Origin of the sequence: Halomonas sp. NyZ770 (assembly GCF_020616575.1) — a bacterium.
Classification (GTDB): domain Bacteria; phylum Pseudomonadota; class Gammaproteobacteria; order Pseudomonadales; family Halomonadaceae; genus Vreelandella; species Vreelandella hamiltonii.
This window is the reverse complement of the sequence record NZ_CP085143.1, coordinates 2,981,757-2,994,958: the sequence shown is the minus strand read 5'-3', so window position 1 is coordinate 2,994,958 and position 13,202 is coordinate 2,981,757. Positions and strand designations below refer to the sequence as shown.

Here is a 13,202-nt window from a genome sequence, read left to right as displayed (position 1 = left end):
AGCCACGCTTATGAGGCAGGGGGCCACTCTTGCAACGCCGCACTCGACTCGTTTTCTATACCAGCTGCGTAGTAGCCGCTCTCTTCATGGTGGGCAGCGTGCTGTATCACAATGCTCAGCCGTCACCCAAGCGGCTGCTGGAGCCCGTATCGATAGACATGAGCACGCAGGACGAGGCGTTCATGCGCCACGCCTCGGTGAATCGCTGGCGGCCCATGTTGGAAGCAGGCGTGGCGTTCTACGAGTATCAGCCAGCCATGTATCACGCCAAGCTGATCAGTGTCGACGATCGCTTTGCCAGCATCGGGTCGACCAACCTCGACAATCGCTCGTTCAGGATCAACCAGGAAGGCAATCTCAACGTCTACGATGAGGAATTTGCCCGGTATGTGCGCCTGTTGGTGGAAGAGGATCTGCAGCAGGCGGAGCGCTACGACCTCGAGCGCTGGGAGAATCGCCCCTGGCGTAAACGGGTGGCCGGGTGGCTCAGCATGTTGGTGGGGGCGCATCTTTAGCAGCCATTTCCAGCAGACATTTCCAGTAGCGATTGCCGCTCCAGGGAACCAACCTGCCGCTTATCTGTCCAGAAGCGGACCAATGCTCGTTTGCAAGTCCGAAGGAATTTACATAGGTAAACGTATGAAAAAGCGACACGGTATCAAGGACAATGCCTTGAAAGCACAGCTGCGAACACCCATGTTCAAACTGCAGCAGCAAACGCCCAAGAAGGGCAAGGGCAGCTACTCGCGCAAAGGACGGGGAAGGTTGACTCGATCAACCGACAGAGGGCATCGCCAAGCCGCTTGACGCAGGCAGTTTGGCGATGCTTTCCCCAAGCATCACTGCACACGCTGACGCGTGATTGCAGACTCTCATCAGCTTCGCCGACCCAGGCACCTCGGGGTGTCGGTCGGCTTTTTTAATTGGCCACCTTCTCTACGGGTGTCATATGACAGGTCTCCAGGCGATAGCCTGACTGGTAGATACTGCGCAACCGAAGGCCGTGCGCCCATCCAGTTCCAGCTTGCGACGCAAACGGCTGACATGGGTATCCACCGTGCGGGTCGAGACATCCCCTTTGATCCCCCACACTAGTTCGAGCAGATGTGCACGGCTCAGCAACTCGCCGACTTTTGAGAAGAACAGCGTCGCCAGACGGTACTCTCGCTCGATGAGCTCCACCATATGCCCATCGACACTGATCGTATGTTCGACGGTATTGATATCGAACGCGCTAGGACAGTTGGCCGATGGGCGGGGCGTTTCATACCCTGCACGTCGGCCCAGCGCGCTGACCCGAGCAAGAAATTCCTTGGGGCGTAGCGGCTTGGCCAGAAAGTCGTCGGCTCCCTGTTCCAGCGCCTTCACCACGTCGTCCAGGATAGGCAAACGAGACTTGCTCGAAGCGCAGGCCGTCACCTGGCTGAATCCCCTGCGTGAGCCGGCGGTCTTCGGCAAAGAGCTGCTGAAAGATCGCCCGATAGCGCTGCAGGAACAGCGGAAGCGCCCCGGCCACCAGAATCAGCAGCGCCCAGGGCGAAAACTGCACCAGCAAGACGCCAAAGCTGACCAGTGAGATCGCATTCTGCAGCAGCCCGAAGGTTTTAGTGACCAGTGCCAACGGGCGTGTCGAGGCCTCTCGGCGAGCGCGATGAGGGCAATGATCGCGCCTTCCAGCGCCACCAGGCCCAGCACGGGGGTAATGGCTTCCCAAAGGCTCGGCGCCTCGGAGGCTTGGTAAGCTTCCATGGCCGCCAGCACGCCATCCCCGATCAGTTGGCCAACGTAGGCCGCCACGGCCGGCAGTACACCCGCCACCAGCGTACACAGCGCAAGCCCCAGCATCATCCAGCGTGACGTCTCCTATACCAGGCGCAGGGCATGCTGGCTGTAACGAAAGACGTTGAAAAACCCGCTTGATAGCGCGGGAGAGGAGGAGGGGGCAGGTTTCATGGAGACATCGCTGGGTGGCCAGAAGAAGAAACATCGGTGCCCATGATGCGCGGATTTGCCTGCAAGAGCCAGCCCGCCCTGGGAAGGGCGGGTGGGCAAGAAGCGCCAACGCGGAAATGCGTTAGAGCGGCAGCACGGCGCCGTCGGTACGAGGCTCTGTGCCCCCCTGAAGCACCCCGGTGTCCGAGTTGCGCAGGATGATCTGGCCACGGCCGAAGCTGAGTGAGTCAGCGACCTTGACGATGTGGTGCCCTCGTCGTGCCAGCGCCAGGGCCAGGTGGTTGGGGAAGTCGGCTTCGACTTCGACGGTTTTGCCGGCGGTCCATTTCCAGCGCGGCATATCCAGCGCTGCCTGCGGGTTCAAGTGGTCTTCCAGCATGGCCGTGACGACCTGAACATGGCCCTGAGGCTGCATGTAGCCACCCATCACGCCAAACGGTCCTACCGCCTGATCACCCTTGGTGATGAACCCGGGAATGATGGTGTGATAGGTGCGCTTGCCCGGCGCCAGTGCATTGGCATGCTCGGGGTCCAGCGAGAAGGACCAGCCGCGGTTCTGCAGGCTGATCCCCGTACTCGGCACGACGATGCCAGACCCGAAGCCTTTGAAGTTGCTCTGGATGAACGACACCATGTTGCCTTCGCCATCGGCTGTTGCCAGGTAGACGGTGCCGCCTTGCAACGGGTTGCCATGCTGAGGGTCCAGAGCTTGCTCGTTGATGAGAGCTGCACGAGCCTTCAAGTAGCCATCGTCGAGCATCTGTGCGACCGATGGCTGCATGGCTTCACCTTCGGTGATGTGCTTGAAGCCATCCACATAAGCCAGTTTGGTGGCCTCGATGCGACGGTGCAGGGTTTCCACAGGATCATGGGCAGCCGCGTCCAGGTGCTCCAGCATGCCGAGGGCCTGGAGCACGATCAAGCCGCTGCCATTGGGTGGAATCTCCCAGATATCATGCCCTTGGTAACGGACGCTGATCGGGTCTACCCACTCGGGCTGGTAAGCCGCCAGGTCCTCCTTGCGCAGCAGGCCCCCGTGCTCCTGCGAGAAGGCATCGATGGCATCGGCCAATTCGCCTTCGTAAAATGCTTTGGCATGGGTGTTGGCAATGGCGGTAAGGCTTCTGGCGTGGTCTGGCGACGCCCATAGCTCGCCAGGACGAGGTGCCCGCCCTTTGGGAGCAAAGGTGTCAAACCACGGTTTGAAGGCGGCATCGGGGTAAACGGCGTAGGTGTTGAAGGCCTCTTGCCACATCTGATGAATGATGGGGGTGACCGCAAAGCCCTCTTCTGCCAAGGCGATGGCAGGGGCGATCAGGTCGGCAAAAGGCAGTTTGCCAAAGCGTTCCGAGAGCGCCGCCCAGGCGGCCGGCGTACCGGGCACCGTGACCGGTAGCAAGCCATGGTTGGGCATGACATCGTGGCCTAGCGCTTTCAGGGCATCGATGGTGGACGCCTGAGGGGCAGGACCACTGGCATTCAGGCCGTGCAACTTGCCATCGACCCACACGATGGCAAAGGCATCACCACCGATGCCGTTAGAGGTCGGCTCCACCACGGTGAGCGCTGCTGCCGTTGCAATGGCAGCATCGATGGCATTGCCACCCTGCTGTAGGATGGTGGCCCCGACCTGGGCAGCCAGGGGCTGAGACGTGGCGACCATGCCACGTTTGCCATAAGTGGTCATGCGGCGCGAGGCGCTCGGGTAGAAAAGAGCATCGTTATGCATTATTCGTTTCCTGTGCAGTGAACAAGGGTTATCGAGATCAGAGTCAATGAGATGCAGGTGCCTGTTTCAGGCGCTTGGCCTTACGGTCCTGGTAGAGCGAAAACGCCACCGATGCGACGGCCAGCGCAAGAAACAGTGCCGACAGTGGGCGTGTCAAAAACGTCAGCCAGTTAGGGTCGAGTTCCAGCGCTCTGAACAGCTGTCGTTCCAAGTTGTTGCCCAGCACGACACCGAGGATCAAGGGCGTCAGCGGCACCTCGGCCTTCCATAGCAGATAGCCAATCATGCCAAAGATGAACAGCACCCAGATATCGAACAGATTGTTATTGAGGGCATAAGCGCCAATGGCGCATAGCATCAGTACGACGGGCACCAAAATTTGCTGGGGAATCAGTGAAATCTTGGCGAACCAACGCACCAGCAGCAGGTTGCACAGCACCATGACGACGGCGCTGATCAACAGCCCCGCGTAAATGGCACCGACCAATACCGGGTTCTGTTCGAACATCATGGGGCCGGGCGTTATGCCATGCAAAATGAGCACGCCCATCATGATGGCCATGGGCAGGTCGCCTGGAATGCCTAACGCCAGGGTAGGCACGAAAGCGCCTCCGGCGACGGCGCTGTTGGAGGCTTCGGACGCGACAATCCCGTTAGGCGTGCCGGTGCCGAAGGTTTCGGGTTGGCGGGAAAACTTCTTGGCCTGATCATAGCTGACGAAGTTTGCCACGGTGCCACCGGTTCCCGGCAGCGCGCCAATCAGGCTGCCGATCAGTGACGAGCGCAGGGTGTTCAGTTTTTGACCTGCCATGTCTCGCATAATCTGACCATAGGGGATGGCGACGTTGGTATCGACGCTTTTCCCGCTGCTGCCAGAGTCACGCATTTTTTCGATATTGCCGAGCAGCTGAGAAAAAGCAAAGATGCCAATCATCACCGGCAGCATTTCAAAGCCAGCCCCCAGGGCGGGTATGCCGAAGTCAAAACGCAGATTGCTGTTGCGGTCATAGCCCACGGTCGTGATCAAGAGCCCGATGGCCGCGGCCAGCAAGCCTTTCAATAGTGCGCCGTTGGAAAGCCCTGCCACCAGCGTCAGGGCGAACACGATAAGTGCTGTGATCTCCCAGGGGCGGAAATTCATGCTGAAGCTGGCAATCAAGGGGCCAAAGAACACCAGCACGGCAACACTGATCAAGGTACCCAGAAACGAAGCCATGACCCCGATGCCCAGCGCTCGCCCAGGCTCCCCCTTCTGAGCCATGGGGTAGCCATCGTAAACCGTGGTAATGGAGGAGGGAGTACCGGGAATGCCCAGCATGACGCCCGAGACGATGCCGCCTGAGTAACCACCCACGAAGACGCCCACCATCAATGACACCCCGCTGACCGGGTCCATGGCGAACGTGAAGGGAAAGACCACCAGGATGGCCATGGTAACTGTAAAGCCGGGAATGCTTCCCCCGACGATACCAAACAGAACACCAAGTACGATGAGCCCCAATACGGAAGGGCTACCGACCTCGGCGAGTGCCTGAAGAAAAAAGTGACTCATGTGAACGCCTCGCCGTTAGGGGAGCCAGACCTTGAGGCCATAGCGGAAAATGATATAGACCAACGGTACCAGCGTGCCGCTGATACCCAGATTGATCAGCCACTTGCGTCGCGAGTCCATACCTAGCAGCAGCGCCAGCGAGGCCACCATGAACCCCATCGTGGCAACGATGTACCCGAGTACGGGAAGCAGGGCGGCGTACAGCCCGAAGATCCCAAAAAGTGCCAGTACCGATTTCCGCCGGTTGAACCAGTGAGAAACCGCTGCCGACCACGAAGGGGGCGGCGTGGCAGGGGAAAAGAAGGTGCGCACAAGAAGCACCAGTGACAGCAGGGCAATGGTGACCAGCAATATGCGCGGAAAGAGCGCTGAGCCATAGGGCTGCCAACTGGTGGGGGGCCTGATGGAACTCGACTCCACCCACATGACAGCCACGATCAAGAGCAGCGCCAGCGCCAGTGCGCGGTCTTTGGTAAGCGTTTGCATTAGCGATGCCTCCACAGGCCCCTGGGGTGCTTGCCGCAGGGGCCAATGACAGAGTGAGACCTATAAAGCGTCAGTACGTGATGAAGCAGCTCTCTGCGAGTCGATCAGTTCTGAAAATCGATGTTTTCAGCTGCCGCAGATAGCGCTGCCTCGTTCTCCGTCAAAAACGCTTGATAGTCGTCGCCTGCCAGGAAGCGAACCACAGACCCGAATTCATTCTCGATACGGCTCTGCACTTGTTCGTTTTCCAGCGCTTGGCCGTACGCGGCAGCCACCGTGTCGAGGATTTCCTGAGGAGTGCCTTTGGGCGCAAAAATGCCGCGGCTGGTGGAGTGGTCCATCTCGATGCCCTGTTCTCGCAGGGTGGCTACGTCAGGCAAGCTGTCCAGCCGCTCGGGGTGAGCGATGCCTAGCGGCACAAAGGTGCCGTCCTGGTAGAAGGCGCCCCCGGACGGAAGATTGAACATGGCGAAGTCGATCTCCTGGGCCATCAGCGCAGAAACCTGCTCGCCGGTATCCGGGTAACCCACCAGGCGGATATCGGCCATATCGATTCCGGCCTCCTGGAAAAATTGTGCCCAGAAGAAGTGGTCCGTCGAACTGGGGATCATGCTGAAGCGCACCTGGCCTGGATTCTCACGCACGTATTCGGCGATGTCGGCAGCGCTTTCCACCGGGTGCCCGGCATAGGTCGTGGGAATGTTGATGGTTTGCGTCAGCAGAGCGATCGGCTCGAAGGCATCAAAAGAGTAGTCGACCGTTCCAGCCAGCTTGGAAAGGGCAATGGTGTCATGGCTACCCAGCAGGGTATAGCCGTTAGGCGTGGCATCCTTGACGTTACGCGAACCCAGTGTCGCGCCTGCGCCAGCCATGTTCATGGGTACGATAGATGTGCCAAGGTGCTGTTCGGCCTCTTGGGAAATCAACCGGAAGATGATGTCCGTGGCGCCGCCAGGACCATAGGGAATGACCAGCCGGATGTCCTGCTCCGGATAGTCGGCGAAGGCATTGGAAGTGAACGCCATGCTGGCGCTGAGGCCAATGGCTACCAGGGTAGTGCTGAGAGCAAGTGTCGAACGCGTCATGTGATACACCTTTTTTTGATTGAGTTGGTGTGGTGGGCCACTGCCTTTCAGCAGTGACAGGGTGAGCGCGTGGTCCCATTTCGGGTTCTTGTTGTATGCAGTGAAACGTCAAGATCAGCCCAGAAAGAGCCCTCCATAAACCAGTGCGCCGATGACAACGAAAGCGGGGTGGGTGTTGAATCGCACAAGCGCGATGGCCGCGACGATACCGATGATCAGGGTGTGGACGATGCCGCTGCTGGCGGTGCTTTCCAGCAGGAAACTGAGCGTGAGCCACGCCATCATGATGGCAATGACCGGGCGTACCCACTGGCTCATGCGCTTGACCCTGGGCGATTCACGGTGGCGGTAGAGCAGCCCCAGTGCTCCGATCATCAGCAGCAGGGAAGGAACCACCGTCGCGGCAACGGCAACGGCGGCACCTCCCAGGCCAGCGACTTCATAGCCGATATAGCCCGCCATCTTGGTGGCGATAGGGCTGGGAAGCGCGTTACCCAGGGCCAGGGTTTCGGCAAACCCCTGCGAACTCATCCAGCCGTAGCGGCCAACCACTTCTGCCTCGATGAGCGGGATGATGGCCGGCCCGCCACCGTAACCCACGATGTTGGGAATAAAGAATGCCAGAAACAGCTCCCAGTAGATCATGCGGCCTCCTTCGAGCGCGCTTGGCGGTTTGGCCGCAACAGCGCTGCCAGCAGAATGGCGCCGATGACGAAGCCTGGGTGAACGCCAAGCCAGTAGATGACGCCGCCCGCGACGACGGCCATGACAATACTGACCAGCCAGCCCAGCGCGGCGCGTGATTTATCGAAGAAATCCCAGGTGAGCTGGCCCATCATGACCATCACCACCGGGATCACGGCCTGCCCCATGCCCTGTATCCAGCCAATGTCGCGATAGCGACTGAAAGCACCCAGCATCACGACCATGGCGATCAGCATGGGCAACACCACTGCCAGCACGGAGAGCACGCACCCACTGATGCCCGCCACGCGGTAGCCAATGTAGCCTGGCATCTTGGTGGCAATGGGCCCCGGCAGGGTATTGCCAATCGCCAGTACATCAGCAAACTCCTCGTCGGTGAGCCACTGATGGCGTGTCACGACTTCTGCATGCACCAGCGGTATCATGGAGGGGCCACCGCCAAAGCCAAAAATGCCCACCCTGAAAAAAGCCCAGAAGAGCGCGGTTTGTTTCATGTGTCGAACGCCTGTGTAAACGTCTTCGAGGACGGCGTGGCAACGGCCGAAGCGGGGTCGAATGGCATGCGGATGACTCTTTGATCGTTTGTAGGTTAAAAAATCGATTATCTTGTCTAAAATAGAATATAGGTGAGCCTGTCGAGGGGCGTCAACACTTGGTCTCATCATCTCCGCCAACCGATGCAGAGAAAAACCTGCCTGAGGACTCGGTAATGAACAAACATATTCAGCTCTCCGCAGAGAAAGTGCCTGGCTCCATTTACGACGTTTTGCGCCGTGATTTGGTCGCGGGGCGTTTTGCGGCAGGGGAGAAGCTGGCCATCAATGCGCTCAAGGAGCAGTATCAGGTGGGGCTGAGCCCACTACGTGAAGCCTTGAACAAGCTGGCAGCTTATGGCCTGCTGATTCAGGAGAATCAGCGTGGTTTCAGAGTACCCAAGCTATCCCGAGAAGAGCTGGACGACATTGCTCGGATGCGCACCGAGCTCGAAGGCATGGCGCTGGAGCGTGCCATTGCCCACGGAGATGCGGTATGGGAAGCCGATCTACTGGCGGCGGCACACCGCCTCAAACGCGCCGATCTCACGCTGGAAAACGTCGAAGAGTGGGAGCGGCTGCACACCCAGTTTCATCGTACGCTGGTGGCGCCCTGCGGTTCGGTGTGGCTGCTGCGCTTCATCGAGCAGTTGCACGACCAGTTCGATCGCTACCGTCGGCTAGGCCCGAAAATGCCCACCATCCGTCAGGAACTGGACGATCAGCATCATCAGCTGGTAGAGCTTGCCCTGAAACGTGATGCGGTTGCTGCGCGGGCATTAATGGACGACCATATCCACAAATCCTACGAAGTCGCGCTGGCGCGATACCACCAGCATGCTTGATGGTAGGGTTCCAAAAGAGTGTTAGGGATCGTTTTTAAGAATCATTTTTTAGAGATGGTTTTTAGTAATCGTTTTTAGGAATAGCTTTATGGATACCGCTTCCTCTGCTTCGCATCACGCTGACGATGCCTTGGTCGTTGCCCAGACGCTCACTTGGGTGGCCAACTTCATCGTCGGGCACAATATCTGCCCCTTTGCCAAGCGTGAATTGGAGCGCGAGGCGGTGCGTGTGGAAGTCGTGCGCTCCAAAAAGGTGGATATTGCGCTGGAGGAGCTGGTCGCCGAGTTCGAGTGGCTGGATGCCCACCCAGAGGCAGAAACCAGCCTGCTGGTGTTTCCCACGCTGTTCAAAAGCTTCGACCACTACCTGGACTTCGTGGAACTGGCGGCACAGCTATTGGAACAGCTGGGGTATGAGGGCGTGTATCAACTGGCGACGTTCCACCCCGATTACTGCTTCGCCGATGCCGACCCCGACGAGGCCGCCAACTACTCCAACCGTTCGCCGCACCCGATGATCCACGTATTACGCGAAGCCAGCGTGGAAAAAGCCATCGAGTTCTACGGCGATACGGCGGCCATTCCGGAACGCAACATCACTTACCTCTCCGAGATGGGCCAAGATGCGCTGGAGCAGCAGTGGCAGCGCTGTTTTACTGGTCAGGTCGATAAATGACCAGGCGATGTTTGCCCTGGTGCTTGGCCTGATACAGCGCGTTGTCGGCATGGCGTATGACCTGTTGAATGTCCATGCCATGTTCGGGCCACACCGCAGCGCCCAGGCTGCAACCGACTTGGGCGGTCATGTTGCCGGGCAATTCGATAGGCAGTGCGATTTGAGTGAGTAAGCGCTGGCTGACTTCCTCGGCCAGAGAGTGACTGTTTTCTGGCGTGCTCTTGATGACCATGAGGAACTCATCGCCGCCCAGCCTGGCGACCACATCACCACTGCGCAGGGCGGTCTTCAAGCGCTGAGTGATTTCGATCAGCAATAGATCACCCGCATGATGCCCCAGTGTATCGTTGACGTTCTTGAAGCCATCCAGATCGAACATCAGCATGATCAGGTTCTGCTGTTGGCGCTGGGCCTCCGGCTGGGCATGCTGCAAGTACTGATTCAGAAAGGTGCGATTGGGCAGTCCGGTCAGTGGGTCGGTATTCACCAGGTCCGCCAGTTGATTGATGGTCTGGCGCTGGTCCTGCAGGCGCTCGACCATTTTGCGGATCGAGGTGGAGAGGCGCTCCAGCTCAGGTGATCCCGTTTCGATCTCGATGGCACAGCGGCTTTGGGCGGTTTGAATATGATCGGCTGAACGGGCCAAGCGCGTTAACGGGGCCACCAGGCGTGCTGCAAAAATCCAGCCGATAATCGAGAACATCAGCGCCATCAGTAAACCGGTGCCTAAAATGAGCTCCTGTACCCGCGCCACAGGGGCAAAGGCCGTGTCCACCGGCTGACGGCTAATGGCGATCCAACCCAAGCCAGGAAAGGCACCAAAGGCTTGGCTTGGTGCCAAGCCGGTCATGTAATCTTCACCATCGGGCCAGGTTTCAATGTCCCAAGTAGCACTGGACATCGTGCCACTGGCCGGGGCAAACGTGAGCGTTTCGCCCAGCAGGTCAGGGGGCCCCAGAATCACAGAACCCTCTTCAGAAAGCAGTAGTAGCTCCGTTTGCTGCTCACGCAGGGCGGGGGTGAACATCGAGGCTTTTACCTGTGCCGCCCAATCCCAACTGAGGTGCACGGCCAAGACCCCAAGTAGCTGGTCTTGCCCATTGAGCAGCGGTGCCGCGATATCCACGAACTTGATCGGCTCGCCGCTGGGATTGGGCAGCAGTTGGGCCAGCAGGACAGCCTCATGTACGTCGCCAATCCAGAGGGCTTGTCGGCCTTCCATGAACACCGGCCGAGCCGCGATGGACTGGCCTTCGAGTATGCCCCCTGTGGCGGCGACAACGACTCCTTCCGCGTCGGTCACGCCAATCCATGAGGTCACCTCGTAGTTGCGCTGTAGCTGTTCGAGTTGGAGGCGTGTCAACGGGGCATCGGAATTCCCCATGGCGTCACGAATGCCCAGGAGCAACTGCACCTCCTTGATGCGAGCATCCATGCTGCGGCTCAACTTATCTGCCATTTGATACGCCGTGTTGGCACTGGCGTCACCAATCTGACGTTCCAGATGAAACGCGGCTTCGCGAGAGGCGACCCAACTCAGCAACAGCGTGATGGTAAAGACGAGCGCCGTAATCAAGCCGATGATGCGTGTGCGAAGCGGCAGGCGGCGTAACGAAGTATAGGGTGTCGGCATGGGGAGGCCAGGGAGGCAGTCAGCAGCGGAAAAGGGCTACCCTATCGCAATTTTAATTTTTGTACGATAGAGCAGGGCAATGACGCAGGCCAGCTTGGCCTGCGTCATGGGGTTATCGATAGCGTGATGCCGCTAGAACGCCCTGGACGAGGCGGCGATCAAAACTCTTCCCATTCCGGCTCGGCGTGGGAAGGGGGGCGCTTGGATGATTGGGCGCTCGTGGCGGCTTGGCGTAGCCGCGGAGCCGGGCGAGACGTCGGGAGCGTGTGGCTGGCGCGTTGCGTTGAATGATGCAGCCGGAAAGCTGCCACCAGTTCTGCCAGTCGAGAGGCTTCATCTTGCAGCGACGCCGAGGCCGTGCTGGTTTCTTCCACCAGCGAGACGTTCTCTTGGGTGGCGGAGTCCATCTCGGCGATGGCGGTGCTGATCTGGCTGATGCCTGACTCTTGCTCTTTGGCCGCCAACGCCAGCTCTTGCATCATATCGTTGACCCGCACGATGGCCTGGTTGATCTCCTCCATGCTTTCGCCATTTTTCAGCGTTTGATCGGCGCCATCGGCAATGCGCGAAGAGATATCCTCGATCATGGTGCGAATTTCTTTCGAGGAGTTCGACGTCTTGGTGGCCAGCGAGCGTACTTCGCTGGCCACGACCGCAAAGCCGCGCCCGTGCTCGCCGGCTCGGGCGGCTTCTACCGAGGCATTCAATGCCAGGATGTTGGTCTGGAAAGCAATGGAGTCGATGACCTGAATGATTTCATTGACCTTTTGCGAGCTGCTTTCCAGGTCACGCATGAGCAGGCTGGTCTGCTCGGACTCCTGCTTGCCATTCGCGGCTTTTTTCGAGGCGTCTTGGGTCAAGCGTTCTGCCTGCGAAGCGGTATCGGCGTTCTGGCGCACGATGGACGAAATTTCATCCATGCTGGCGGCGGTCTGCTGAAGGGCAGCGGCCTGCTGTTCGGTGCGTGAGGCAAGATCCTGGCTGCCTCCGGCGATTTGGCGCGAACTGGCCGCAACGGCGCTGCTGCTTTGGGCCAGGGTGCCCACCATGGTTTGCAGCTTGGCCTGCATGTCATGCATGGCGCTGTACAGGCGACCAATCTCGTTATTGCCCCGCAATTCGATATCGCTGGTCAAATCGCCCTGGGCGATGTTTTCACACAGCTGAACGGCCCGCTGCAAGGGGCGTACGATCATTCGATTGATCCCGATCTGTACGCCAATGAACAGGGCAATGGCCAGGAAAATCAAGGCGCCGCTGAAGATCAAGGTTAAATGATGCAAGCGCTCAGCCTGGGCAATTTCTTCGGCAGCCAGCGCCTGCGCACGGCTATTGAACGCACGGATCGAGTCGGTCAAGGTATCGAATTCGGCATTGAAGCGCTCGCGATGTTGCGCCAAGCCGGTAAAGTTGGCCGCAGCCATATCATTGCGAAAGGCATCATTGATCATGCGCGGGTAATAATCGACGATGGCAGCAATCAGCGGTGCCCGAATGGCCGTGGGAGGCACTTCAATGGCAGTAAATTCGCTGAACCGCGTATCCGCGCGCTCCAATGCGGCACGGGCAAGTTCAAGGGCTTCTTGCGCTTGGCCAGTGGCACCCTCATCCATATAAGCGGTGTAGCGAGCCAGGCGCAGGCGCATCTCCATCAGGTTGACTTCTGTTCGGTTAATCGCGGCAACTTGTTGTGCTGCCACCTCGTCCAGTTCGCGCAGGCTTTCCATCACACTGAGTTTGGAAAGAATGCCCGTCGTGGCAATGGCCAGTAGAGCGATCAGCAACAGGGCAAGCACCGCTGCCAGGGAGTGTTTGACAGAGATATTTCGCATGGTGGTCTTCTCAGGTGCGATAGGGGGATCGAGTCAGGGCAGGCAGGGGAGGCCCGCTTTCTCATTATCGGCACATTTGGACGCTTTATGAGAGTGGGTGTGACATTTTTTTACTTTTATAAGATGTTGATTTTTAATATAAAAATTATTTTGTAATAATTTTGTTGAACAGT

The 13,202-nt window shown here is 58.6% G+C and carries 13 protein-coding genes and 1 pseudogene; 4 read left to right on the top strand and 10 right to left on the bottom strand.

What is annotated here, in order from left to right:
* Positions 1–29: 29 nt before the first annotated feature.
* Together LG409_RS13900 and arfA are read left to right on the top strand one after the other, a co-directional pair.
* Positions 30–515, top strand: coding sequence for a phospholipase D-like domain-containing protein (locus LG409_RS13900; protein WP_227406922.1), 486 nt, complete (start codon positions 30–32; stop codon positions 513–515).
* Positions 516–597: 82 nt separating this feature from the next.
* The gene (gene arfA, locus LG409_RS13895) at positions 598–807 is read left to right on the top strand and encodes an alternative ribosome rescue factor ArfA (protein ID WP_308428131.1); all 210 of its coding nucleotides are present in this window, start codon (positions 598–600) and stop codon (positions 805–807) included.
* 138 nt (positions 808–945) lie between these two features.
* On the opposite strand, the gene LG409_RS18735 is transcribed toward arfA, so the two are convergent.
* The 8 genes and pseudogenes from LG409_RS18735 to LG409_RS13855 all read right to left on the bottom strand — a co-directional run bounded on the left by LG409_RS18735 (position 946) and on the right by LG409_RS13855 (position 8,004).
* Entirely contained in the window at positions 946–1,419 is a 474-nt protein-coding gene (locus tag LG409_RS18735; RefSeq protein ID WP_446719081.1) for a response regulator transcription factor, read from the bottom strand.
* 16 nt (positions 1,420–1,435) lie between these two features.
* Positions 1,436–1,953, bottom strand: a pseudogene (locus tag LG409_RS13885) (ABC transporter ATP-binding protein); the annotation flags it as partial.
* A 121-nt stretch (positions 1,954–2,074) separates the two neighbouring features.
* Positions 2,075–3,682, bottom strand: a complete 1,608-nt coding sequence (locus LG409_RS13880) for a gamma-glutamyltransferase family protein (RefSeq protein ID WP_227406920.1) — start codon at positions 3,680–3,682, stop codon at positions 2,075–2,077.
* 43 nt (positions 3,683–3,725) lie between these two features.
* Positions 3,726–5,234 (bottom strand): tripartite tricarboxylate transporter permease, encoded by a 1,509-nt coding sequence (locus LG409_RS13875; protein WP_227406919.1) that lies wholly within the window; start codon positions 5,232–5,234, stop codon positions 3,726–3,728.
* A 15-nt stretch (positions 5,235–5,249) separates the two neighbouring features.
* On the bottom strand, positions 5,250–5,720 hold the full coding sequence (locus LG409_RS13870) for a tripartite tricarboxylate transporter TctB family protein (RefSeq protein ID WP_227406918.1): 471 nt from the start codon (positions 5,718–5,720) through the stop codon (positions 5,250–5,252).
* 104 nt (positions 5,721–5,824) lie between these two features.
* Positions 5,825–6,805, bottom strand: coding sequence for a Bug family tripartite tricarboxylate transporter substrate binding protein (locus LG409_RS13865; RefSeq protein WP_227406917.1), 981 nt, complete (start codon positions 6,803–6,805; stop codon positions 5,825–5,827).
* 114 nt (positions 6,806–6,919) lie between these two features.
* Positions 6,920–7,450, bottom strand: a complete 531-nt coding sequence (locus LG409_RS13860) for a chromate transporter (protein ID WP_039176834.1) — start codon at positions 7,448–7,450, stop codon at positions 6,920–6,922.
* Entirely contained in the window at positions 7,447–8,004 is a 558-nt protein-coding gene (locus LG409_RS13855) for a chromate transporter (protein WP_016914715.1), read from the bottom strand. Before LG409_RS13855 ends, LG409_RS13860 begins: the two co-directional genes overlap by 4 nt.
* 215 nt (positions 8,005–8,219) lie before the next feature.
* Between LG409_RS13855 and LG409_RS13850 the strand changes: the two genes are divergently transcribed.
* Both LG409_RS13850 and LG409_RS13845 read left to right on the top strand, forming a co-directional pair.
* Complete coding sequence (locus tag LG409_RS13850) at positions 8,220–8,888, top strand: GntR family transcriptional regulator (protein ID WP_039176828.1); 669 nt, start codon at positions 8,220–8,222, stop codon at positions 8,886–8,888.
* Between the two features lie 88 nt (positions 8,889–8,976).
* Entirely contained in the window at positions 8,977–9,564 is a 588-nt protein-coding gene (locus tag LG409_RS13845; protein ID WP_227406916.1) for a DUF1415 domain-containing protein, read from the top strand.
* Here the strand turns inward: LG409_RS13845 and LG409_RS13840 are convergent.
* The gene (locus tag LG409_RS13840) at positions 9,542–11,197 is read right to left on the bottom strand and encodes a sensor domain-containing diguanylate cyclase (protein WP_227406915.1); all 1,656 of its coding nucleotides are present in this window, start codon (positions 11,195–11,197) and stop codon (positions 9,542–9,544) included. The two genes, LG409_RS13845 and LG409_RS13840, sit on opposite strands and share 23 nt — an antisense overlap.
* Before the next feature lie 158 nt (positions 11,198–11,355).
* The gene (locus LG409_RS13835) at positions 11,356–13,029 is read right to left on the bottom strand and encodes a methyl-accepting chemotaxis protein (protein WP_096922441.1); all 1,674 of its coding nucleotides are present in this window, start codon (positions 13,027–13,029) and stop codon (positions 11,356–11,358) included.
* Between the last annotated feature and the right edge of the window lie 173 nt (positions 13,030–13,202).